We start from the raw sequence: 22,190 nt of genomic DNA, 5'->3' as shown, positions 1-22,190 counted from the left end.
GGGGTTTTGTTTTGGGCGGTCGAAAAGTGTCCACTCTATCCGCGCACGGCTGGCATCCCTCAATCGCCCGACAAAATTGCACAGTTATTTCCGAGCCAGAGCACTAGAATAGCCACCTAACTATTTTTAGAGTCAGAGCCCTATCTATGCCCGATCCGGTTGATGCCGTTGAGGTGTCGGATTTACCACTGGACGACCTGGTGGCATGCCATGAGTGCGATTTGCTGATGCGCAAGCCAGCGCTCGCCCTTGGCGAAAAGGCCCAGTGCCCACGCTGTGGCTACGAGTTGTACGCTCACCGCCACAATGTGGTCGAGCGAAGCCTTGCTTTAGTACTTGCGGCACTGCTGCTTTACATCCCGGCGAACTTTTTGCCCATCATGCAGCTCAATCTACTCGGGCAGTCCTCGGAGGACACCGTATGGAGCGGCGTTGTTGGCTTATTCGATACCGGTATGCAAGGCGTTGCTGCCGTTGTGTTCTTGTGCAGCATGGGGATCCCCTTGCTAAAGCTGCTCTGCCAATTGGCAGTGTTGCTCAGCATCCGCTGGAACATCGGTCGCAGTTACGGGCTGTTGTTGTACCGCATCTACCACCATATGAAGGATTGGGGGATGCTGGAGGTCTACTTGATGGGCGTACTGGTGGCAATCGTAAAGCTCGCCGACATGGCCTCCATCACGATCGGCCTGGGTCTGGTCTGCTTCGTCAGTTTATTAATGGTTCAAGTTCTGCTTGAGGTGGTGATGTCACCCCATCAGATCTGGCAAGCACTGTCAGGAGAGGATGACCATGCGGGCGATTGATGCAGGCATTCTGATTTGTACCGAATGCCATGAATTGAACAAGCAAGAAGCGGATACCGACGAGCAACTCTGTACCCGTTGCGGCGCGTTGATCCATGCGCGTCGCCCCAATAGCCTCACCCGTACCTGGGCATTGCTGATCACCGCAGCAATCTTGTATATCCCCGCCAACCTGTTGCCCATCATGACCGTCAACTCCCTCGGCCAAGGCGACCCGAGTACCATCATGGCGGGTGTGATCCAGCTGGTGCAGCACGGCATGTTTCCTATCGCCGCCGTGGTGTTCATCGCCAGTATTCTGGTGCCGACATTCAAGTTGGTAGGCATCGGCCTGTTGCTGTTCTCGGTGCAGCGTCACCAACCGCTGTCCGCGCAACAACGCATTGTGATGTACCGCTTTATCGAATTCATTGGCCGTTGGTCCATGCTGGATATCTTCGTGATCGCTATCCTGGTGGCGGTCGTTAACTTTGGGCGACTTGCCAGTGTCGAGGCCAATCTCGGCGCTGCAGCGTTCGCCAGTGTGGTGATCTTGACGATGCTTGCCGCAGTAACTTTCGATCCCCGACTGATTTGGGATAACACGGAGTCGGACGACGACCATGAGTGATTTGCCTAAAGCTAAAACCCGCCCGGCCTCCAATTGGTCGGCTATTTGGGTGTTGCCCCTGATTGCCCTGATCATCGGTGGCTGGCTGGGGTGGCGCGCCTACTCCCAGCAAGGTCTTGAGATTCAGGTCCGCTTTGAGAGCGGCGAGGGTATTCAAGTCAACAAGACTGAAGTGGTCTACAAAGGCATGACCGTCGGCAAGGTCAAGACCCTGGCCCTGGATGACGAAGGCAGCAATCGCGGGGTGATCGCCACCATCGAGATGAACAAGGACGTCGAACAATATCTCAAGACCAACACCCGCTTCTGGTTGGTCAAGCCCAGCGTCAGCCTCGCCGGCATCACTGGCCTGGAGACCCTGGTTTCGGGTAACTACATCGCCGCCAGCCCGGGCGATGGTGAGCCCACGCGCAAGTTCAAGGCGCTCTCTGAAGAACCACCGTTATCCGACGCCAAGCCGGGCCTGCACCTGACGCTCAAGGCCGACCGCCTGGGCTCGCTGAACCGTGGCAGTCCGGTGTTCTACAAGCAGATTCAGGTCGGCCAGGTCAAAAGCTATCTGTTGTCCGAAGACCAGAGCATCGTTGAGATCAAGGTTTATATCGAGCCGACCTACGCCAGCCTGGTGCGCAAGCACACGCGTTTCTGGAACGCCAGCGGCATCAGTATCGACGCCAACCTCTCCGGGGTGAAGGTGCGCAGCGAATCGCTTTCCAGCATTGTGGCCGGTGGTATCGCCTTCGCCACGCCTGAGAATCGCCAAGACAGCCCACCCACCGACCCGAGCCTGCCTTTTCGCCTGTACGAGGACTTCGATGCCGCCGCAGCCGGCATCAAGGTCAAGGTCAAACTCACCGATTTCGAAGGCCTCCAGGCCGGGCGTACCCCGGTCATGTACAAAGGCATCCAGGTTGGTAGCCTGAAAACCTTGAAGATCGACCCGGACCTGTCCAGCGCCAGCGCCGAGTTGACCCTTGATCCTTTGGCCGAAGACTACCTGGTCCAGGACACGCAATTCTGGGTGGTCAAGCCGTCCATCTCCCTGGCAGGCATCACCGGCCTGGAAGCACTGGTCAAAGGTAACTACATCGCGATCCGCCCGGGTGATAAAGGCACCCCGCCACAACGTGAGTATGTGGCCCGCGCCAAGGCGCCGCCGTTAGACCTGCGCTCCCCCGGCCTGCACATGGTGCTGCTCACCGACAACCTGGGCTCGCTGGATGTCGGCAGCCCGATTCTGTACAAACAGGTCAAGGTGGGTTCGGTGCAGAGCTACCAGTTTTCACGCAAGAAGAAGCAACTCGTGATCGGCGTTCATATCGAGAAAGAGTATGAAGGCCTGGTCAACGGCTCGACACGTTTCTGGAACGCCAGCGGTGTCACTCTCACTGGTGGGCTCACCGGTGGCATCCAGGTCAAAAGCGAATCCCTGGCCAGCCTGATGGCCGGTGGTATCGCCTTCGAAACACCGGAGCCCAACGTTCCCCTGAAGCACCGTATCCCGCGCTTCCGTTTGTTCACCGACCGTGACGCCGCGAATCAGCATGGCACCCTGGTGACGATCAAGGTCGATCGTGCCGACGGCCTGCGCCCCGGTACAGCCGTACGCTTCAAAGGCCTCGATGTTGGCAAGGTCGAGAGCGTCGACCTCAGCGCCGACATGCAGTCCGTATTGCTGCGCGCCCGTATTACTCAGGTGGCTGATCGTATCGCCCGCGCAGGCAGCCAGTTCTGGGTGGTCAAGCCGGAGCTGGGCCTGATGAAGACCTCCAATCTTGAAACCCTGGTCACCGGGCAATACATCGAGGTGCAGCCTGCGGTGAAAAATGCCGGGCCGCAAAAAAACTTTGTTGCACTGGATCAGCCGCCGGAGGCTGTCCATCAGGAGCAAGGTCTGAGCCTGACACTCAGCGCCGCTCGCCGTGGTTCGCTCAAAGAAGGCGTGCCGGTCACTTACCGTGAAGTCACCGTGGGCAAGGTCACCGGCTATGAACTGGGCCAGACCGCCGACCGTGTGTTGGTGCATATCCTGATCGAGCCCAAGTACGCACCCCTGGTACGCAGTGGCAGTCGCTTCTGGAACACCAGCGGCTTCGGTCTCGACTTCGGCCTGTTCAAGGGCGCGACGGTGCGCACCGAGTCCCTGGAGACCTTGGTGGCCGGCGGTATCGCCTTTGCCACGCCGGATGGCGAACGCATGGGCAACCCGGCACGGCCACAGCAGACCTTCCCGTTGTTCGATAAGTTTGAAGATGAGTGGCTGACCTGGGCGCCCAAGATTCCACTCGGTAAATAAACCGATGCGCGGCCTTCGCGAGCAAGCCCGGCTCCCACAGGGATATGCATTTTCAGCAAGTATGCATTCCAACTGTGGGAGCCGGGCTTGCCCGCGATGAGGCCCACAAACACACCGCAAATCCCAAGCCGAAAAAAAGGCCGCGATCCAAAAGATCGCGGCCTTTTTGCATGTCAGCGCAACGCGTCAGACCTCATCCAGCTCCGGCTCATCGGCTTGCACATTCATCGTCGCCTTCACCACATCATGGCGACGGATGTATTTCCAGTCCGCCTCATCAATGTAGATTCCGTTCGGCCCGCTGCCGCCTTCCAGGTCGATCGCCACCTGGGCGGAGACCTGCGGCTTCACACTGGCCAGGATCGGCACGAAGCCCAGTTGCAAGCTGGTTTCCAGCAAGGCAGCCTGGTTCTTCTCATCAATGTCTGCAGCCTCATCGAGGTAATACGGCAAACGCACACGGCCGGCCTGGTCACGGTCCATCAAGTGCAACAACAAGTACATGTTGGTCAGCGCCTTGATGGTCATGGTGGTGCCGTTGGACGCGGCGCCATCGATGTCGGTATGAATCACCGGCTGACCGTGCACCTTGGTGATCTCGAACGCCAGTTCGAACAAGTCCTTGAGGCCCAGCTGGTTATGGTTGGCCGCAACGAGGCGCGCCAGGTATTCCTTGGCCTCTTCGTTCTTGTTGTCCTGCTCGGCGCTCTGGCTGAGGTCGAACACCGACAGCGTTTCGCCTTCTTCATACTGGCCAGCACTGTGGATGATCTGGTCGATATGCTTGAGGGCTTCCTTGTTCGGCGCCAGCACGATGCGAAAACTCTGTAGGTTGGAGACCTGGCGTTTGTTGATCTCGCGGTTGAATAACGCCAACTGGTGTTCAAGGCTGTCGTAGTCGCTACGGATATTGCGCAGGGTACGGGCAATATCGGTCACCGCTGCTCGGCGTGCCTTCCCCAGCGTCAACGCCTCATCGGTGCGGTGCGCGTAAGCGTTGATCAGCAGCTGCAGGCGACGCTCCATGTCATCTTCGCTGTCGAACTTGGCCACACCCTTGAGGCGCACCTGAGCGTACAGGGCTTCGATCTGGCCGTCGGCGCGCAGCAAGCCCTGCCAGCTATCCTGGTAGTCATTGAGCAGTGGCAGCAAGTTGTCCATGGAGTCGTCGACCGGGTCCATGAACGGCGTGCCGAACGGCAGGTCCGCCGGCAACAGCTGACGACGACGCAACGCATCATCCAGCGTGCGTTGCTTGGCTTCCATATCGCCGATCTGGCGGCCGACCAGTTGCAGCTTGGCCGATAATTGCTGGACGCGCTCGGTAAAGGCATCGCTGGAGCGCTTCAGCTCATCCTGGGCGGCTTCCATTTGCGCCAGGTTTTCCAGCTTCTCGCCTTCTTCTGCACTTAGGGTCTGGGTGCGGCGGAAATCTTCCAATGCCTTCTGAGCATCCAGCACCTGCTGATACAGCGCTTCGGTCTGGGTCTTGCTCGCCGCGCGGTCGGAAGCTACGGCCTGCTGGGTTTTGAGTTGCTTGAGTTCTTTTTCCAGGCGCTCCTTCTGGTCGCGCAATGCGGCGCGGTCGGCCAGGGCCTGCAACGCAGGCGGCTCGATGTGCGAGATGTCGATGGACAGCCCCGGCACTTCAAAGCGCTCGCCTTTGAAGCCATCGAGAATCTGCTCCAGGGATTTGACCCACTGGCCGTCCTCATCCAGCGTGATGCCGTGCTCACCCAGAGGCAGGCTGAACAACGAGCTGTTGAACAGGCGCATCAGACGTTCGACATCCTGTTGCGAGAACTCCTCGCGCAGCTTGGCATAGCTGTTGTTGTCGGCGTGATCGAGTTGCTGCCTGACCGACTTCAAGCGCTTTTCCAGGTCGCGCAGACGCTCGTCCAGGTCCTCGGCGCTGAACTGTCGCGACTGCGCCAATGCGCCCGCCAGTTCATCGTGGGCGTCCTTGGCGGCGAGCAACTGTTGCTCCAGCACCTTGACGTCATCCACCAGGGCAAAGCGATGCTTGAGTACCGACAGCTCGCCCAGCCAACGCTGGATACCGCTGATCTCCCGCTCCAGACGCATCAGTTCCTGAGTACCGCCACGCTGGTCGTTCTGCAGCGCGTCCTGCTCGTTGCGGTAGTGCTCGGCCTGGATGGTCAGCTCTTCCTTGCGCGCACTGGCGTAGTCCGACCAGGTGCCCAGCAACGAATCCAGCAGCGGTGACAGGCGATGCAGTTTGCCGCGCAAGGCGTCGCGTTGTTTCACGCCATTGGCCAACGCCTCGACCAACGGCCCGGCAGCCACCAGCGAGTTGTAGTCCTGCTCCATGCGTCGCACATCACGGAAGGCTTCTTCGCACGCAGCGATGTAGTCGACACTGCCTGAACGCAAGCTGTGTTCGAACGCGTCGAGGAACAGTTGCTTGAGCTTGGCCGCGGTGATTTCGCGCATGTGCAGCAGGTTGATAAACAACGCACGGAACGTCTTCAAGCTCTGTTCGCTGGTGGAGCGCAGCGGGATCAGGGTCAGGTCCAGCGGGATCGACGTATGGCCGCCCACCAGCAAGCGCCGCAGTTCATCAGGCTTGAGTTCGTAGGCTTTGAGGCCCTCGCGCTCAAGGTTGGTAAACAGCTCTTTCTGACGCAGACAGGTGTCGTTTTTCTGGTAATGAGCCAGGTCCAGCTTGCCCGCATAGGCAAAGAACTGGTGACCGAAACCGCCGCCCGGCCCGCGTCCGACCACGCCGATGACGTGCGGGCCGTGGGGCAGGGAGACTTCTACCAGGATGTAGCTGGTATCGGTGGCAAAGTAGAAGCGCCGCGATTGTTCCAGCGTGTACTTGCCGAAACTCATGTCCGACATGCGCGCCAGGATCGGGAACTGCAAGGCGTTGATGGATGCGGATTTACCCAGGTTGTTCGCGCCGTACACCGACAGCGGCTCTTCCAGCGGGAACAAGCCCAGGCTGTAACCGGCGGTGTTCAATAGGGCGAAGCGGCGGATGCCGTAACGTTCCTTACTCATACGTCGGTTTCCTGTTCTTCGGCAATGGCTCGGGCCAGGGCGTCTTCTTCGCTTTCCTCATCGAAGGCGCTAAGGTCCAGCGGGTCATCGGTCTTCAGCAGTTTTTCATCGCTGTCTTCGTCGATGATCACTGGCACCGGCAGCGGCAATACGCTGTGCACGCTGGCGGCGAGGTCGCGGTCCTGCTGCACCGACAGGCACACGTCGAGGAAACGATGCATTGGTGGCAGGAAGCGGTAGATACCGTTGTCTTCGCTGGCAAAACCGAGTTGGGTCATGCGACGCATGATTTTTTCTTCGAGCTCTTCCTGGGTCTGCACTTCGGCCTGGATAAACAGGTCGCGGTACTTCTCCAGCAACGAAGGCAATTCGTCGCGCCCCAGGCTGCCGCCGTCGAGCACGGCAACCGGGTCGCGGCCCTGGTCGGCCAGGTGCTCGACGAGAATGAAGGTAAACAAGGCCAGGCGCTGGGCGGTCTTGTTGACCTGCGCGGCAGCCACGGCGGTGTCCGGGACGAAGTAGTAGAAACCGCGGGTATCGCATACCAGCTCAAAGCCCAAGGCCTTGAACAGCGTGCGGTACTGGTCCTGGAAGTTCGACAGCTGCGCGTACAGCTCCGGGTCGCGGCGGCTGACGTGGTAACCCTTGAACAGCTCGCGAAAAATCGGCGCCAGCTGGGACAGTTCGGATAGATCAAGATGCATAAGGGGTGCTCGCAGAATTCTTGGTGGCGTCAACGCCGGCCGGGAGCAGGGCGAAGGAGCGCAGGCTGACCTGATGCTCGTGGGTGTGGTAATCGCGACGTTCCAGGCGCTCGCGCTTGAAGCGTTTTTCCCGGGATAGGCGTGAAAACCAGTACAGCAATTCGTCGGTGGCGCCGTCGGGCTCCTGTTCCAGCAGCCAGGTCATCAGGTCCGGCATCGGCAGGGCGTCTTCGCAGCGCTCGAGCATTTCCTTGACCGTACGCGGCGCGCGCGGGGCTTCGCCCTTGTGGGATTTGTGCGCCTTGGGGAATCGCGCCGGTTTCGGCTCGAAATTGGCCAGGGCATACACATACGCCTCGACCTGGCTGGCGCTGCCCAGGAAGGTGCTTTGCGGTCGGGTGAACATCGGCATCGCCGCTTGCGGCACCGCGTCCAGGCCTTTACGGCGAATCGCCGACAAGGCTAGCGCAGCGCCGCGAGTCACTGCGTTATGCCGGCGTGCTTCTTCGCGCAGCGGCAACAGCAGCTCGCGCGCATGGCGCAAGGTCAACTGGGCGCTGGTCTGCATTTCGAGGATGCGCGCGTGGGTGCGCAGCAGCATGTCGTCGTCCACCAGGTGGCCAAGACGCTGTTGCTCGGTGAGCATGCGCAGCAGCACGTTTTCCACCTTGCGCACGCCTTGCTCGAAGGCGCCGTCAGCGTTCACCAGCTGAATCATCGGCTCGACGTATTCGTCCCAGGTTGCCAACACCTCGGCGTAGCGCTGGCGCAACGGGATCTGGCGGTCGCTGGTCTTGGCGCGATCGGCCACGGCGGCGAGGGCCTGTTCGTCGTTGGCAAGTTTTTTCAGCACGTCGCGCACGCGCATATCCAGCAAGCGCAGTTGCCGGGCCAGGTCATGGCCGTCGCGGATATCGAAGGCGTCCTGGATATAACCGGCCAGACGCTCGAGGTGGCGCAGGTAGGCTTCGATTTCCAGGCACAGGCCAAGCCGGTGCTCCTTGCGAAGATAAGCGAGGAAGTCGTGGATCTGCGCGTTGAGCTCGAAACGGTTCGGGCTCTTGGCGACAGGTACCAGGATATCCAGGCGAATCCACACGTCCAGCAGGCTGGTAATGTCCTGGGGCGTGCTGTCCAGTTGTTGGGCGGCCAATTGTGCGCGCAGCTCGCTCAGGCTCAGGGTGCCTTGGTCGAAGTGTTCGCACAGAGGCTCAAGTAAGGCCCAGTGTTCGGCGAGGGCGCGCAGGACGCGCTTGGGTTCGATCATGGGAATGGCCGGCTGGTTGGCGATTAAAAGTCGCGATTGTACTGCATCAGGCGCGGGATTTATCCACAGCCGGTCAGTGCGCAGTGGGCGATTGTTGCCGAACAGCGGTAGAATCCCCGCTCTTTACTTATCCACAAGTGGCCGAGCTGTGCTTATCGAGTCCCGACGTCGCGCTTACTTGACCGCCATGCAGGTGGTCAACTGGCTGCCCCGCACCGAACTGCCGTTTGCCGCGCCGTCGCGGCCCGAGTTGTTGCAGGCGCTTGAGCCCTATGAGGCGTTCGAGTCGTCGGGGGAAGAGGCTGCCGCGCCCGTGGCGGTGGTCAAGCCCCCAGTCGAAACACGCCCGGCGGTCGAACGGGCAAAGATCGAAGTGCCACGCCCTGCGCCGGTGACCAAGGCTGCCAAGGTGGTGGAAGAGGCTGCGCCGGTGGTCAAGGCACCGGTAGTGCCGCCGCCCCGCTTTGCCCTGCAGTTGCTGCGGGCCGGGCGTTGCCTGTTGCTGGTGGAACTGCCCACCGGCGAGCGCTTCCAGTCGCGCGACCCGGCCTACCTGCTGCTCAAGGACATGCTGCGCGCCGCCGGCCTGCCCGACAGCCCGCAAATCATCGGTGAGCCTGTGCGCTGGCCGCTGCTGGTACGCGGCACCATGGACCAGGGCCCGGAAGCTGCGCGGGATTTTGTCCAGGGCTTTGTCTCGGCGCGTCTGGAAGACGAACCCTGCGTGTGCCTGTGGCTGATCGGCTTGCCTGCCGTGCGGTTTGCCGGTGAAGCCAATGCCGAGGCCTGGTACCGCGAACTGCAGGTCGACAGCCTGGGTTCGGTATGGGCCCTGCCGGGTCTGGAATTATTAATGGAAGAGCCACAGCGTAAGGCTGATGTCTGGCAAGCCATGCGCCGGCTGATGGCGCGCTGGAAAACAACTGATGAGTGAGGCTTTATCCTTCCGCCCGATGACCGAGGCCGACCTCGACGCGGTGCTGAAAATCGAATACGCGGCGTTCAGCCATCCCTGGACGCGAGGGATCTTTCTCGACGGGCTGGGCAAGTATCAAATCTGGCTGATGTTCGAAGGTGAGCAGCAGGTGGGCCATGGGGTGGTGCAGATCATTCTCGATGAAGCGCACTTGCTGAACATCACCGTTAAACCGGAAAACCAGGGGCGCGGATTGGGTTTGGCGCTGCTGGAACACCTGATGTCCCGTGCCTACGCGGCCAACGCGCGGGAATGCTTCCTGGAAGTGCGGGACAGCAATACCGGGGCTTTTCGGTTATATGAGCGCTATGGCTTCAATGAGATTGGCCGACGCCGGGATTACTACCCTGCTGTGGGTGGTCGCGAAGACGCGGTCGTCATGGCTTGCACCCTCGTCGACTAAATACCGGAACCAATGTGGGAGGGAGCAAGCCCCCTCCCACATTTTGAGCTGCGTTGTGTCAGCGTTTGCCGTTGAGCGGGTCCAGATCGGCCAGTTCGGCCTCATCCAGGCCATTTCCGCCACCAATATCCTCTTCACCAACAACACTCAGATCGTAGTCCGCCGGGCTGTCTTCTCCTTCCTCCCGAGCATCTCTGGCACCGTCCTCGTGAATCAGCGTTTCCGGGCTCATATCATCATCGGTTGATTCATGATCAGCGGTCGAGGCCCCGGTCATCCCGGCCTCTCGTGCCCGTTCGTCGGGCATCAGCTGCTCGCGCTCGCCACGCGGGATTTCATCGCCGATTTCCGCTGTCTGGTCCTCTTCGTCAAAATCCAGCTCGCGCATCGAACCCATGCGGTCTTCGTTGTCGTCGATCGGTTCCGGCTGGGTTGCGCCGTAGGGACGTCGTGATTCAGTCATGGCCAATCCTCATACTGTGGGGCTTATAGTGTGTGGACAGGCGCTGAGCCCCAAAGATTCAAGCTAATTTGCGCCAGGCGTGACCCGGACGAGGGGTTGTCAGTCACAAAACTGCGCATCATTCCTGAGGCTTTCCCTGATGAACGAACTACAAGACCTGCTTGATAACAACGAACGCTGGGCGGATGCGATCAAACAGGAAGATCCCGAATTCTTCGCCAAGCTCGCCCGCCAGCAAACCCCGGAATACCTGTGGATCGGTTGCTCCGACGCGCGGGTGCCGGCCAATGAGATCGTCGGCATGTTGCCCGGTGATCTGTTCGTGCACCGCAACGTGGCTAACGTGGTGCTGCACACCGACCTTAATTGCCTGTCAGTGATCCAGTACGCGGTGGACGTGCTCAAGGTCAAACACATCCTCGTCACCGGCCACTATGGCTGCGGCGGCGTGCGTGCGTCGATGCAGGACCGCCAGTTCGGCCTGATCGACGGCTGGCTGCGCACTATTCGTGATCTCTACTACGAGAACCGCGAACTGCTGGCTCAACTGCCAACTGAAGAAGAACGCGTTGACCGCATGTGTGAACTCAATGTGATCCAGCAGGTGGCCAATGTCGGTCACACCAGCATTGTGCAAAATGCCTGGCATCGTGGGCAGAGCCTGTCGATCCATGGCTGCATCTACGGCATCAAGGACGGTCGCTGGAAGAGCTTGAACACCACCATCAGTGGCTTCGAGCAACTGCCGCCGCAGTACCGCCTGCGTCCGTTGGGCGAAGCCTAGGACCTTTTGTTTTCGCGCCACCAGGCCAGGCCTTGGGCGTTCAACGGCTCTTTGCTGCCGGTGATCCAGCCCCGGCAGTTCAGCTCGCCGCAATGGCAAGCGAACTGCCGGTAAAGCGCGTCTTCAGTAATGGCGTAATCCAGGGTCAGCAGGCTGCCTGCGGTAATGGTGTTCAGGGTCCATAGTTCCATGTACGTGGTGTCCAGGAGCACGTTCGGCTTGCAGGAGTGCCGTATCAGGCCGCAGAACCATCTATCGTACAAGTGAATACGCGGCGACAGTTGCAGCGTATGCGCCCGGCGCTCGCTGACTGCGTAGCCTGAAACCAGAGCGATGCGTACTCGACTGTCAAAGTCGATGCGAGCCTTGATGCCACCCCGCTTGCCATTAGGGTATCGCACGACCTTGAATTGTGCGGTCGAGGGGTAACCCTGTTCCACCTGCAGCGTCTCAAAGGGGTAGAGGCAGTCATTCACTGCCGTTTTAGCCTTATCCATGGCTTGAGTCTTCATCACTCTCCTGAATTGGGCTGCATGGATCTGGGGTGTTCTGACTGCCAGTCTTGCAGCAAGTGGGCGCAAGCCAAGACTCGCCGAAGTTGAAGCCGGTTTCTACTGTCAGATCTGACAGTAGAAACCGCGGGTTCGCGTTAAAGCGCGGGAGAGGTAACAGTGGGGGGCGGCGCGGCGTTTTTCAGCTGCTTCAATTGCGCCTTGATAGGCGGTGTGGCGCACTTGGTATTGGCCTGCTCCGGGGTCAGGTTGCGCACCGAGGTGAAGAACAGCTCACAGGTCTGCTCCTTGCGTGTGACCTGCCAGGTATTCAAGCAGGCTTTGAGCAACACATTCGCATCGCTGGCGGGTTTCTGGCCCATGCCCGCTTGCCAGCAGGCCGCGCTTAAATCCTGCCCCATTACTTTCAATCCGGCCTCGTCGGCCTTTTGTTCATCGCCGTCATAGCTTGCCGGGTCCGCCGCGTACCAGATGTAGCTGGGGTGGTTGGCGCCCAGCACTGACACGCTCGTGCCTGGTGTCGGGCTGATCTGGGTCAGCTCCAGCACGCCGACGTTCTGACCGTATTGTTGCTTGAGCCAACTGCGCACCGGCGCGCCGAACGCCACCATCGGCAGCGAGCCGTTGGCGTGCAGGCTCAGTTCCTTGACCATGAGGGTCTGGTAGTCGGTGAAGTAGCTGTAGACGCTCTCGAGATCCTTGCCTGCGTTGGACGGTGCGGCGATGGGCGCGATATCGATGATGGTCTGGTAAGCCGGTGTCTCGCTGGCCGGGATGCCGTTGTCGGTAAGCAAGGCCGCCCAGCGGTCAGTGGTGGCCGACTCCAGGTAGTCCTGGGCCTGGGTGAGCGAGTAGTCCGGAGGAAAGTGCAGCAGTTCGATGCTCTTGCGGTTCTCCAGGGCCATGCCCAGCGGCAGGAACAGGTACCAGTTATAAGCCCACTTGCCATCGCTGTTGAGCCGGCTGGCACCCTGATAAGCGAGGTCGGCGGTATTGAGCAAGGTGGTCAGGGACTGGCCGTAGGTGTCCGGTACGCCGCTGAAATTCGCCCAGACCTGGCCATCGTGGGTTTTCACACTGACCCTGGCGCGGCTGTAGCCGTCACGCTGCAGGCTCTGGTTCAAGTAGTGCTCAGCGGTCTGCTCCAGCGTCCATGGCCGAAAGCAGATCACGTTGCAGTTATTGGGAAATGCGAATAACTGGGTGACGCGCTGCGTACTGCCCAGAGGCACCTCGATGTCGGCCTGTACGACCGCACTCACCAGCAGTGCGGCGAGGGTGAAGGACAGCCTGGTCGTTTTAAACATAGTTGGTTCCTTGTCAGCGACGCCCGTCTGCGCGGGATAAAAGCCCACCTGCACACAGTAGCGGCTGACCGGGAAAATCGCGTGTTAAATCGCCAGGCATGTCGTTATTGGATAAGCCTCTACGGGTGAAATTGCAAAGCGTTGGTCAGGTCGCCCATGGGCTTCTGGCCGCGGGCGATCATCGCGTCGTCACGCTGCTTGAGGCCGTCCAGAGTCTCCAATTGGAACACTCGGGTGATCAAACGCAGGATCGATGCAGTGTCGTACACCGTGTGGTCAACCGTGCCTTTGCGCGCAAACGGCGACACCACCAGGGCCGGCACCCGCGTGCCCGGGCCCCAGCGGTCACCCTTGGGCGGCGCGACGTGATCCCACCAGCCGCCGTTTTCATCGACGGTGACCACCACCACCATGTTTTTCCACTGCGGGCTCTCTTGCAGCACTTTCAGGGCGCGGGCGATATGGCGGTCGCCCGAGGCGACATCGGCATAACCGGCGTGCATGTTCAGGTTGCCCTGGGGTTTGTAGAAACTCACGGCCGGCAGCTTGCCGGCCTGGGCATCTGCGAAGAACTTGTTCGTGCTTGATTCATCCCCCAAGCCGCCGTCGCGCAGGCGTTTATCACGTTCCGCACGGTTTTGCGGACCTTGCTGCTTGAAGTAGTTGAACGGCTGGTGGTGGTACTGGAAGTTCGGGATCTTGGGGATCCCGCCCGAATCCTTGAACTGCTCCAGAGTGGCCTGCCACGCGCCGGCATACCAGGCCCAGTCAACGTTCTTTTTCGACAGCTTGTCGCCAATGTGCTCGTGGGTTTGCGGCACCAGCACATTGGGCAGGTCAGGCTTTGAGTAATCCGGGTTTTGCGGGTCGCGAATCCAGGTGGGCCAATACGGCGGGGCCAGGGTGTTTACGGCGTAACCGTCCGGGGTCAGCGCGCTGGGGCCGAACTGCGGCGGGCCGGTCATGGCGCTGGCCGGGGACGCGTCCAGCGGCTTGAGGCGCGTGTCGGTGGGGTCATCACTTTGCAGCGTGGCGATCTGCGCCTTGGCCACCGATTGCGCGGCATTGGGATAAACCGGCGCCGTGGCGCTGATCAGGTAGTGGTGGTTAAGAAACGAGCCGCCAAATGCGCCCTGGAAAAAGTTATCGCAGAGCACAAACTCCCTGGCAACGTCCCACAGGCGCAGAGAATAACGACTTTGGGCGTAATGGCCCATCACCAGGCCCCCGGCATCGCCCCAGGCGACAAAACCGTCGTTCTTGCCGCCGTTGATCTGCATCTGGTTTTGATAGAACACATGCCACAGGTCGCGGGTTACCAAGCTCAATGGCAGGTCTTCGGCGTTCGGGCCCTTGAGGGCAAACGGTGCGTTGGAAAGGTTTTCCTGGAATTGCACACCGCTGGGGTAGGTCACCCCGTCGACCGTTTGCGGGCCTACTTGCAACACACCGCCCCATGTGGGCGGCAGGCTGGCCAGCACACTACCGTCGCGGTCGCGCTGCCGGGTGTCAGTGGCGGATAACGCCGACAGTGGTTTTTCAAGCCCGGGGAAATCGGCAAACAGGTTGTTGAAGCTGCGGTTCTCGGCGTAGATCACCACCACGGTTTTAACCTGGTCGCTCAAGGCCTTGTCCAGTTCCTGGGGCGTGAGCGGCCTGGCTACCGGTGTGCTCGGCGCTTCGCTGGTATGGCCGCAGGCACTCAAAGTCGCGCCTACCCCCAACACCGCCGCACCGCCGAGGAAGCGCCGACGGCTGGTGTCGACCGGCGTTTTGGGGGCGCAGTCGTGGGTAGGGCGGTTGTTGTGCTCGTCACTCATTGCGGGGGGAGTCCTTGGCGAGATGTTGCAAGATATTTCGCAGGACGGTAGCAATGGAATGTGACGGAACGAAGACACACATGTGATGTGCGGGGCGTGTCTACACAGAGTAAGCGCTGCTAGACTGGGCTTCTAATGCACACCATCGAGGTGAGTCGTGAAACCTTCAACTGCACTTGATCTACAACGAGCAGCTGTCAGAGAAGTGATAGGACGTTTCCAAATATCAAACCCGAGAGTATTTGGGTCTGTATTAACGGGTACCGACCAAGAAGGCAGTGATCTTGATTTGTTGGTTGATGTGCCACCGGGGACAACTCTTTTTGATCTTGGCGGGTTGCAGGTCGAGCTTGAGGACTTGTTAGGCGTCAATGTCGACCTGTTGACGCCTGGCGACTTGCCTTTGAAATTTCGCGCCAAGGTGTTGGCTGAGGCCCGTCCTGTATGACAGAAAATCGCTTAGGGGATTATCTGGAGCACATAAGGCAAGCTGCCACTGACGCTATCACTTTTGTAGAGGGCTTGAGCAAAGAAGAGTTTTTGGAGGACCGGCGAACACAACAAGCTGTGGTCATGAGCCTGATCATCGTTGGTGAAGCGTCGACGAAAATCATGGATCAGCATCCGGACTTCGCGGCACGCCATTCACATATTCCTTGGCGCAATATGCGAGCGATGCGCAACCGAATCGCTCATGGTTACTTCGATATCAACTTGGATGTTGTTTGGGACACGATACAGAGTGCATTACCTGATCTATTGGCACGCCTTCCTGTAAATCCTTGACCGCAGCTGTTCTACCAACAGTTGCGGTCACCCGTTATTCAGGGCATCACAGGCGGCAAATACTTCAACGTCGTCCCCAGCGCCCACAACAAGAACAACACCAGCGGCGTGTGCACCAACAACTGCACAAACGAAAACCCGATCAAGTCCCGCGCCTTCAGCCCCAACACCCCCAGCAGCGGCAGCATATAGAACGGGTTGATCAAGTTCGGCAGTGCCTCGGCGGCGTTGTAGATCTGCACCGCCCAGCCCAGGTGGTATTGCAGGTCATTGGCCACTTGCATCACATAGGGCGCCTCGATAATCCACTTGCCGCCACCCGATGGGATGAAGAAGCCCAGCACCGCCGAATACACGCCCATCAGCAGCGCGTAGGTGTCGTGGGAGGCGATGGAGGTGAAGAACGTCGAGATATGGTGCGCCAGGGTCTGGCCGTCACCGCCCTTGACCACCGTCATCAGTGCGGCAATCGAGCCGTACAGCGGGAACTGGATCAGCACGCCGGTGGTGGTTGGCACCGCACGGGCCACGGCATCGAGGAAGCTGCGCGGGCGCCAGTGCAGCAGGGCGCCGACCATGATGAACAGGAAATTATAGGTATTGAGCCCCGAGATGGCGCTGATTGCCGGTTTGGTCGAGAACTCATGGAACAGCCAGCCGGCCGCCAGCAATGCCAGCAATATCGTCAGCAACGGGCTGTGCTCCAGCCATTCGCCCGGACGCGTCGGCGGTTGTGGCTTGGGCAGGTTAAAGGCCGGGTCGACGCCGCAGGCCTTGGCATCGCGGGCACTGTTGGGGCCTGGCGCGGTGGCGTAGGCGATGATCAGCGACACCACGATCAGCGCCAGAAGCAGCACACCGGATTGCCACAGGAAGATCGTTTCGGTGAACGGGATCATCCCGGTGATCGACAGGATCGACGGCGGCAAGCTGGCCGGGTTGGCCTGCAACTGCGCGGCTGACGACGACAGCCCCAACGCCCACACGGCACCGAGGCCCAGGTATGCCGCAGCGCCAGCGGCGCGGTAGTCCATGCGCAAATCGGTACGACGGGCCAACGCCCGCACCAGCAAACCGCCGAACACCAGGGACAAGCCCCAGTTGAGCAACGAGGCCACCATGGAAATCAACGCCACCCAGGCTACCGCCGAACGACCGTTCTTGGGGATGCGCGCCAAGCGGTCGATCAACTTCACCGCGGGCGGCGAGCTGGCGACTACATAACCGCCGATCACCACAAACGCCATCTGCATGGTGAACGGGATCAGGCTCCAGAACCCGTCGCCAAATGCTTTGGCCGCTTCGGCGGGCGCTGCGCCCATGCCCAGGGTCGCCACGGCGACGATAATCACCGCGAGGGCGGCAAACACCCAGGAGTCGGGAAACCAGCGCTCGGCAAAATTGGAACAACGCAGAGCAAATCGAGCGTAACGGCTTTCTTCGATAGCATCGGCCATGAAGCTTTCCTCTTGTATTTATTATGGGGTTTGGCAGTTTTACGGCATGTTCCTCTACCCCCATTGATTTGGGAATGTAGTTATCTTCAACGATCAATGAGTAAAACAAATATATCCGTCGTGATTGCCTTCAATGGGTTCAGCTCATAACCTGCACGCCATTTTGTTTGTCTGCCGAGCCTGCACATGACTGCCACCTTTTCCCCACGGGCGCAGCGTTTTTCCCGCTCCGACTACAAAACCCTGGGCCTGGCCGCCCTCGGTGGAGCCCTGGAAATCTACGACTTCATTATTTTTGTGTTTTTCGCGCTGACCCTCAGCCAATTATTTTTCCCCCCGGAAATGCCTGAGTGGCTGCGCCTGTTGCAAAGCTTCGGCATCTTCGTGACTGGCTACCTCGCCCGTCCGCTGGGCGGCATCCTGATGGCGCACTTTGCCGACCACCTGGGGCGCAAGCGCGTATTCAGCTTGAGCATCCTGATGATGGCCTTGCCCTGCCTGCTGATCGGCATCATGCCGACCTACGCGCAGATCGGCTATTTCGCACCCTTGATCCTGCTGGCGCTGCGCGTGCTGCAAGGTGCTGCAGTGGGCGGCGAAGTGCCCAGCGCCTGGACCTTCGTCGCCGAGCACGCGCCGCGCCAGCACCGTGGCTACGCCTTGGGCTTCCTGCAAGCCGGCCTGACCTTCGGTTACCTGCTGGGCGCATTGACTGCCACCTTGCTGGCGCAAGTCTTCACCCCGGCCGAAATCCTCGACTATGCCTGGCGCTTGCCCTTCCTGCTCGGCGGCGTATTCGGCGTAATCGGCGTATGGCTGCGTCGCTGGCTCAGCGAAACCCCGGTGTTCCTAGAAATGCAGGCGCGTCGCCAGGCCGCCGCCGAAATGCCATTGCGCACCGTGCTGCGCGAGCATCGCGCCGTGCTGTTGCCGGCCATGATCCTAACCTGCGTACTCACCTCAGCCGTGGTGGTGCTGGTGGTCATCACCCCGACCATGATGCAGAAAACCTTCGGCATGAGCCCCAGCCACACCTTCGCCCTGAGCGCGTTGGGCATCGTTTTCCTGAATATCGGCTGCGTCCTCGCCGGCTTGCTCGTGGACCGCATCGGCGCCTGGCGCGCGGTGCTGGTCTACAGCCTGTTGCTGCCGGTAGGGATTTTTATCCTGTATGCCAGCCTGATCAGCGGCGGTGTGTGGCTGGGCGCGGCGTACGCCGTGGCAGGCTTGAGCTGCGGGGTGGTGGGCGCGGTGCCGTCAGTGATGGTCGGCCTGTTCCCGGCGCAGGTGCGGGTGTCGGGGATTTCCTTCACCTACAACATTGCCTATGCGCTGTGGGCGAGTACTACGCCGCTGCTATTGATCGCGCTGATGCCGACCAGCCCGTGGGTCTGCGTGGGGTATTGCGTGGTGATGGGGGCGGTGGGGGTGGGAAGTGTGGCGTTGTTTGGCAAACGCCACACATTGGCTGCCTGAAAATCGGTTCAGGAGAGCGCCCGCAGCTAACGACGTTCTGGCGTGCAGATGACAATTTTGCAAACCATGCCCGTGGATCTGGCCTATAGCTCTATGATCCGCTTCCTCCCAACCCACAAGGACATCCCATGAGCGCAGGACACAGCCACGCCCAAGTACGCGCCGGCCACGAACGCAAGTTATGGATCGCCCTGGGGCTGACCGGCAGCTTCATGCTGGCCGAAGTCATCGGCGCCTTTATCACCGGCAGCCTGGCACTGTTGTCGGACGCGGCGCACATGATGACCGACGCCCTGGCCCTGGCGATTTCCCTGGTGGCGATCCAGGTCGCCAAGCGCCCGGCAGATCGCAAGCGCACCTTCGGGTATGCGCGGTTCGAGATTCTGGCGGCTGCGTTCAATGCATTGCTGCTGTTCGCCGTGGCGTTCTACATCTTGTACGAGGCTTACCTGCGGCTGCAGACGCCCGCCGAGATCCAGTCCACCGGCATGTTGGTGATTGCGCTGCTGGGGCTGGTCGTCAACCTGATCTCCATGCGCCTGCTCAGCGCGGCCAGCGGCGAGAGCCTTAACGTCAAGGGTGCCTATCTGGAAGTCTGGAGCGACATGCTCGGTTCCGTCGGCGTGATCATTGCCGCGCTGGTGATCATGTTCACCGGCTGGGGGTGGGTCGATTCCGTGGTCGCGGCCGCCATCGGCTTTTGGGTATTGCCGCGCACCTGGACCCTGCTCAAGGCGAGCATGAACATCCTGCTGCAAGGTGTGCCGGAGGGCGTCGATATCGAGCAGGTGGAGCAGGGCATCCGCAGCGTGCCTGGGGTCAGGGACGTGCACGACCTGCACATCTGGGCCCTCACCAGTGGCAAGAATGTGCTGAGTACGCATTTGGTCGCGGATGCGTCCCAGGGCACTGAGCAACAGATCCTCAGCCGAGTGACGGAGTTACTGCACGAGCAATTCGATATTTCCCATGCCACGATCCAGGTCGAGGGCGAGGGTTTTCAGCATGACGATCACGACGACGTGCATGCCTGAGCCTGGCTAACGGATTTGTAATCTTTCACCCACGGCCCTGATAAGTACCGACAGCTACATTGCCCCCGCTGGGACACCTCAGCGACTTCATGGGCGTGGAACTCTCGTTATGGCAATTTCCGTTAGAACACTGTTGGGGGCGGCAGCATTGGCATTGTGGATATCCGCAAACGCCGCCCAGGCACAACCCCTCACCCTCGATGCAGCGCTGCAAACCGCCTTCGCCAACAACCCGGACCTGGCGGCCGCACAATGGGAAATCGACATCGCCCAGGGCGGCCGCCAGCAGGCCGGCTTGATCCCCAACCCTGTGGCCTCCTGGGATGCCGAAGACACCCGCCGCAACAGCCGCACCACCAGTATCAAACTCAGCCAGACCCTGGAACTGGGCGGCAAGCGCGGTGCGCGCATCGAGGTGGCCACCCGCGCCCAGGACGCCGCCGCGCTGACCCTGGAGCAGCGCCGTAACCTGTTGCGCGCCGAGGTCATCGACAGCTACTACGGCGCCCTGCGCGCCCAGGAGCGCCTCGACCTGGCGCAACGCTCCATGACGCTTGCCGAGCGCGGCCTGGTGGTCGCCAACGGGCGTGTCACCGCCGGCAAGTCGTCACCGGTGGAAGCTACCCGCGCCCAGGTGCAGGTGTCGGAAATCCGCCTGGAATTGAACCGCGCACAGATTGGCCTCACTGATGCCTACCGTCGCCTGGCCACCAGCACCGGCAGTGCGGCCACCGACTTCCAGGCCGTCGCCACGCCAAACACCTCCGCGCCGGCGTTACCCGCCGCCGCGCCATTGCTGGCACGTCTTGAGCAAACCGCCGAACTGCGCCTGGCCGAACTGAACATTGTGCAGAACGAAGCCAGCGTGGGCCTGGAAAAAGCCCAGCGCATTCCGGACCTGGATGTGTCCATTGGCAGCCAGTACGACGCCAGCGTGCGCGAGCGGGTCAACCTGGTGGGCGTGTCGATGCCGATCCCGCTGTTCAACCGCAACCAGGGCAACATCCTCGCGGCCACTCGACGCGCCGACCAGGCCCGCGACCTGCGCAACGCCGCCGAGCTGCGCCTGCGCACCGAAACCCGCCAGGCCCTGGACCTGTGGCAAACGGCGAACACCGAAGTGCGTGCGTTCAACCAACAGATCCTGCCTGCCGCACAGAGCGCGGTAGACAGCGCCACCCGTGGTTTCGAGATGGGCAAGTTCAACTTTCTCGACGTGCTCGACGCCCAGCGTACCTTGATCGCGGCCCGCACCCAGTACCTCGCGGCGACGGCCCAGGCCACCGACGCCTGGGTGCGTATCGAACGAATTTACGGCGACCTCGCCCGGTTTTGATTTTTCCTGGAGTCCCCTGATGAACAAAAAACATGGCATGGCGCTCGCCGTCGCCTTGGGCCTGCTGCTATCGGGCTTGGCCCACGCCGAGGAAGAAGAAGGCAAACTTGAACTCACCGAGCAGCAGATCCAGGCCGCCGGTATTCAACTGGCCCAAGCGCAACCGCGCTCGATCAGCACGGTGCTGACGCTGCCCGGCGAGGTGCGTTTTGATGAAGACCGTACCTCCCACATCGTGCCCCGTGCTGCGGGCGTGGTGGAAGCGGTGAACGTCAATCTGGGCCAGTCGGTAAAAAAAGGCGAACTGTTGGCGGTGATCGCCAGCCAGCAGATTTCCGACCAGCGCAGTGAGTTGGCGGCCAGCCAGCGCCGGGTCGAACTGGCGCGTACCACCTTTGAGCGCGAGCGCCAGTTGTGGCAGGACAAAATCTCCGCCGAGCAGGATTACCTGCTGGCGCGGCAAACCCTGCAAGAGGCCGAAATCGCCCTGAACAATGCGCGGCAGAAGATGACCGCCCTCAGCGGCAGCGCAGTTCTGGCCGGTGGCAATCGCTATGAACTGCGGGCGCCGTTCGCCGGGGTGGTGGTGGAAAAACACCTGGGCGTGGGCGAGGTGGTCAGTGAAACCAGCAACGCATTCACGCTCTCGGACCTGTCTCAGGTGTGGGTCACCTTCGGTGTCTTTCCCAAGGACTTGAACAAGGTCCGTGTAGGCAAACCAGTAAAAGTCAGCTCGACGGAAATGGGCACCGAAGTGCTGGGCACCGTGGCGTATGTCGGCAACTTGCTCGGCGAGCAAACGCGTACCGCCACCGTGCGTGTGACGGTGCCCAACCCCGACGACGCCTGGCGTCCTGGTTTATTCGTGGCCGTGCAAGTCGCCACCGATACCTACCAGGCCAAGGTCACCGTACCGCAAGCCGCCATCCAGACCGTCGAGGACAAGCCCTCGGTGTTCGTGCGCACTGCAGAAGGCTTTATCACCCGCCATCTTGAACTGGGCGTCAGTGAAAACGGCTACGTCGAAGTGCGTCAGGGCCTGGAGGCCGGTGCGCAAGTGGCGACGGCTGGCAGCTTCATCCTCAAGTCCGAACTGGGCAAAGGCTCGGCCGAACACGCCCATTGA

20 protein-coding genes are annotated in these 22,190 nt (G+C 60.6%); 12 read left to right on the top strand and 8 right to left on the bottom strand.

Annotation, left to right across the window (positions count from 1 at the left end):
• Nucleotides 1–146: 146 nt before the first annotated feature.
• From E4P00_RS15335 to E4P00_RS15325, 3 genes are read left to right on the top strand one after another with little or no spacing between them, the layout of a single operon-like run.
• Entirely contained in the window at nt 147–806 is a 660-nt protein-coding gene (locus tag E4P00_RS15335) for a paraquat-inducible protein A (protein ID WP_248131927.1), read from the top strand.
• The gene (locus tag E4P00_RS15330; protein WP_032878056.1) at nt 793–1,416 is read left to right on the top strand and encodes a paraquat-inducible protein A; all 624 of its coding nucleotides are present in this window, start codon (nt 793–795) and stop codon (nt 1,414–1,416) included. Before E4P00_RS15335 ends, E4P00_RS15330 begins: the two co-directional genes overlap by 14 nt.
• Complete coding sequence (locus tag E4P00_RS15325; protein WP_078820210.1) at nt 1,409–3,712, top strand: MlaD family protein; 2,304 nt, start codon at nt 1,409–1,411, stop codon at nt 3,710–3,712. Before E4P00_RS15330 ends, E4P00_RS15325 begins: the two co-directional genes overlap by 8 nt.
• A gap of 186 nt (nt 3,713–3,898) precedes the next feature.
• Here E4P00_RS15325 and mksF read toward each other — a convergent pair whose 3' ends face one another.
• The 3 genes from mksF to mksB are packed head-to-tail and all read right to left on the bottom strand — an operon-like array spanning nt 3,899 to nt 8,710.
• Nucleotides 3,899–6,739, bottom strand: a complete 2,841-nt coding sequence (gene mksF, locus E4P00_RS15320) for an Mks condensin complex protein MksF (RefSeq protein WP_005784503.1) — start codon at nt 6,737–6,739, stop codon at nt 3,899–3,901.
• On the bottom strand, nt 6,736–7,443 hold the full coding sequence (gene mksE / locus E4P00_RS15315; RefSeq protein ID WP_032878054.1) for an Mks condensin complex protein MksE: 708 nt from the start codon (nt 7,441–7,443) through the stop codon (nt 6,736–6,738). The genes mksF and mksE overlap by 4 nt, the downstream gene beginning before the upstream one ends.
• Nucleotides 7,433–8,710 (bottom strand): Mks condensin complex protein MksB, encoded by a 1,278-nt coding sequence (gene mksB / locus E4P00_RS15310; protein ID WP_248131925.1) that lies wholly within the window; start codon nt 8,708–8,710, stop codon nt 7,433–7,435. Before mksB ends, mksE begins: the two co-directional genes overlap by 11 nt.
• A gap of 187 nt (nt 8,711–8,897) precedes the next feature.
• Here mksB and E4P00_RS15305 point away from each other — a divergent pair, with 187 nt between their 5' ends.
• Both E4P00_RS15305 and rimI read left to right on the top strand, forming a co-directional pair.
• On the top strand, nt 8,898–9,644 hold the full coding sequence (locus E4P00_RS15305) for a hypothetical protein (RefSeq protein ID WP_056845582.1): 747 nt from the start codon (nt 8,898–8,900) through the stop codon (nt 9,642–9,644).
• Nucleotides 9,637–10,089, top strand: coding sequence for a ribosomal protein S18-alanine N-acetyltransferase (gene rimI, locus E4P00_RS15300; protein WP_003188286.1), 453 nt, complete (start codon nt 9,637–9,639; stop codon nt 10,087–10,089). Before E4P00_RS15305 ends, rimI begins: the two co-directional genes overlap by 8 nt.
• A gap of 58 nt (nt 10,090–10,147) precedes the next feature.
• Here the strand turns inward: rimI and E4P00_RS15295 are convergent, their stop codons facing one another.
• On the bottom strand, nt 10,148–10,552 hold the full coding sequence (locus E4P00_RS15295) for a serine kinase/phosphatase (RefSeq protein WP_248131923.1): 405 nt from the start codon (nt 10,550–10,552) through the stop codon (nt 10,148–10,150).
• A 139-nt stretch (nt 10,553–10,691) separates the two neighbouring features.
• Between E4P00_RS15295 and can the strand changes: the two genes are divergently transcribed.
• Nucleotides 10,692–11,336, top strand: coding sequence for a carbonate dehydratase (can, locus tag E4P00_RS15290; protein ID WP_005784518.1), 645 nt, complete (start codon nt 10,692–10,694; stop codon nt 11,334–11,336).
• Here can and E4P00_RS15285 read toward each other — a convergent pair.
• The 3 genes from E4P00_RS15285 to acpA form a co-directional block, all read right to left on the bottom strand.
• Nucleotides 11,333–11,848 (bottom strand): hypothetical protein, encoded by a 516-nt coding sequence (locus E4P00_RS15285; RefSeq protein WP_032878050.1) that lies wholly within the window; start codon nt 11,846–11,848, stop codon nt 11,333–11,335. The two genes, can and E4P00_RS15285, sit on opposite strands and share 4 nt — an antisense overlap.
• 137 nt (nt 11,849–11,985) lie before the next feature.
• Nucleotides 11,986–13,155, bottom strand: a complete 1,170-nt coding sequence (locus tag E4P00_RS15280; protein ID WP_248131921.1) for a hypothetical protein — start codon at nt 13,153–13,155, stop codon at nt 11,986–11,988.
• 119 nt (nt 13,156–13,274) lie between these two features.
• Complete coding sequence (gene acpA, locus E4P00_RS15275) at nt 13,275–14,975, bottom strand: acid phosphatase (protein ID WP_078820213.1); 1,701 nt, start codon at nt 14,973–14,975, stop codon at nt 13,275–13,277.
• Nucleotides 14,976–15,132: 157 nt separating this feature from the next.
• On the opposite strand from acpA, the gene E4P00_RS15270 reads away from it, so the two are divergent.
• Nucleotides 15,133–15,423 carry a nucleotidyltransferase family protein gene (locus E4P00_RS15270; RefSeq protein ID WP_078820214.1) on the top strand — a complete coding sequence of 97 codons (291 nt, stop codon included), beginning with the start codon at nt 15,133–15,135 and terminating at the stop codon, nt 15,421–15,423.
• Complete coding sequence (locus E4P00_RS15265; protein ID WP_103734685.1) at nt 15,420–15,761, top strand: DUF86 domain-containing protein; 342 nt, start codon at nt 15,420–15,422, stop codon at nt 15,759–15,761. The genes E4P00_RS15270 and E4P00_RS15265 overlap by 4 nt, the downstream gene beginning before the upstream one ends.
• Before the next feature lie 38 nt (nt 15,762–15,799).
• On the opposite strand, the gene E4P00_RS15260 is transcribed toward E4P00_RS15265, so the two are convergent.
• Nucleotides 15,800–17,218, bottom strand: a complete 1,419-nt coding sequence (locus tag E4P00_RS15260; RefSeq protein WP_032878044.1) for a TIGR00366 family protein — start codon at nt 17,216–17,218, stop codon at nt 15,800–15,802.
• 186 nt (nt 17,219–17,404) lie between these two features.
• Here E4P00_RS15260 and E4P00_RS15255 point away from each other — a divergent pair, with 186 nt between their 5' ends.
• The 4 genes from E4P00_RS15255 to E4P00_RS15240 all read left to right on the top strand — a co-directional run bounded on the left by E4P00_RS15255 (nt 17,405) and on the right by E4P00_RS15240 (nt 22,190).
• Nucleotides 17,405–18,694, top strand: a complete 1,290-nt coding sequence (locus E4P00_RS15255) for an MFS transporter (RefSeq protein WP_248131919.1) — start codon at nt 17,405–17,407, stop codon at nt 18,692–18,694.
• A gap of 128 nt (nt 18,695–18,822) precedes the next feature.
• Nucleotides 18,823–19,728, top strand: a complete 906-nt coding sequence (locus E4P00_RS15250; protein WP_248131917.1) for a cation diffusion facilitator family transporter — start codon at nt 18,823–18,825, stop codon at nt 19,726–19,728.
• Nucleotides 19,729–19,837: 109 nt separating this feature from the next.
• Complete coding sequence (locus E4P00_RS15245) at nt 19,838–21,064, top strand: TolC family protein (protein WP_078820218.1); 1,227 nt, start codon at nt 19,838–19,840, stop codon at nt 21,062–21,064.
• Between the two features lie 19 nt (nt 21,065–21,083).
• Nucleotides 21,084–22,190: an efflux RND transporter periplasmic adaptor subunit gene (locus E4P00_RS15240; RefSeq protein WP_078820219.1), complete on the top strand. Its 1,107-nt coding sequence runs from the start codon at nt 21,084–21,086 to the stop codon at nt 22,188–22,190.

The sequence above is a fragment of the Pseudomonas sp. B329 genome (assembly GCF_023127835.1).
Classification (GTDB): Bacteria; Pseudomonadota; Gammaproteobacteria; order Pseudomonadales; family Pseudomonadaceae; genus Aquipseudomonas; species Aquipseudomonas synxantha_A.
The sequence above is the reverse complement of the archived record's forward strand: the minus strand, read 5'-3'. Positions and strand labels throughout refer to the sequence as shown.

What these genes read in the sequence shown, in the direction of transcription:
- E4P00_RS15325 (WP_078820210.1), top strand. Translation starts at nt 1,409, where the DNA reads ATGAGTGATTTGCCTAAAGCTAAAACCCGCCCGGCCTCCAATTGGTCG.
- can (WP_005784518.1), top strand. Translation starts at nt 10,692, where the DNA reads ATGAACGAACTACAAGACCTGCTTGATAACAACGAACGCTGGGCGGAT.
- E4P00_RS15330 (WP_032878056.1), top strand. Translation starts at nt 793, where the DNA reads ATGCGGGCGATTGATGCAGGCATTCTGATTTGTACCGAATGCCATGAA.
- acpA (WP_078820213.1), bottom strand. Translation starts at nt 14,975, where the DNA reads ATGAGTGACGAGCACAACAACCGCCCTACCCACGACTGCGCCCCCAAA.
- mksE (WP_032878054.1), bottom strand. Translation starts at nt 7,443, where the DNA reads ATGCATCTTGATCTATCCGAACTGTCCCAGCTGGCGCCGATTTTTCGC.
- E4P00_RS15335 (WP_248131927.1), top strand. Translation starts at nt 147, where the DNA reads ATGCCCGATCCGGTTGATGCCGTTGAGGTGTCGGATTTACCACTGGAC.
- E4P00_RS15240 (WP_078820219.1), top strand. Translation starts at nt 21,084, where the DNA reads ATGAACAAAAAACATGGCATGGCGCTCGCCGTCGCCTTGGGCCTGCTG.
- E4P00_RS15255 (WP_248131919.1), top strand. Translation starts at nt 17,405, where the DNA reads ATGACTGCCACCTTTTCCCCACGGGCGCAGCGTTTTTCCCGCTCCGAC.
- E4P00_RS15265 (WP_103734685.1), top strand. Translation starts at nt 15,420, where the DNA reads ATGACAGAAAATCGCTTAGGGGATTATCTGGAGCACATAAGGCAAGCT.
- E4P00_RS15305 (WP_056845582.1), top strand. Translation starts at nt 8,898, where the DNA reads ATGCAGGTGGTCAACTGGCTGCCCCGCACCGAACTGCCGTTTGCCGCG.
- E4P00_RS15250 (WP_248131917.1), top strand. Translation starts at nt 18,823, where the DNA reads ATGAGCGCAGGACACAGCCACGCCCAAGTACGCGCCGGCCACGAACGC.
- E4P00_RS15260 (WP_032878044.1), bottom strand. Translation starts at nt 17,218, where the DNA reads ATGGCCGATGCTATCGAAGAAAGCCGTTACGCTCGATTTGCTCTGCGT.
- E4P00_RS15295 (WP_248131923.1), bottom strand. Translation starts at nt 10,552, where the DNA reads ATGACTGAATCACGACGTCCCTACGGCGCAACCCAGCCGGAACCGATC.
- mksF (WP_005784503.1), bottom strand. Translation starts at nt 6,739, where the DNA reads ATGAGTAAGGAACGTTACGGCATCCGCCGCTTCGCCCTATTGAACACC.
- E4P00_RS15245 (WP_078820218.1), top strand. Translation starts at nt 19,838, where the DNA reads ATGGCAATTTCCGTTAGAACACTGTTGGGGGCGGCAGCATTGGCATTG.
- rimI (WP_003188286.1), top strand. Translation starts at nt 9,637, where the DNA reads ATGAGTGAGGCTTTATCCTTCCGCCCGATGACCGAGGCCGACCTCGAC.
- E4P00_RS15280 (WP_248131921.1), bottom strand. Translation starts at nt 13,155, where the DNA reads ATGTTTAAAACGACCAGGCTGTCCTTCACCCTCGCCGCACTGCTGGTG.
- E4P00_RS15285 (WP_032878050.1), bottom strand. Translation starts at nt 11,848, where the DNA reads ATGAAGACTCAAGCCATGGATAAGGCTAAAACGGCAGTGAATGACTGC.
- mksB (WP_248131925.1), bottom strand. Translation starts at nt 8,710, where the DNA reads ATGATCGAACCCAAGCGCGTCCTGCGCGCCCTCGCCGAACACTGGGCC.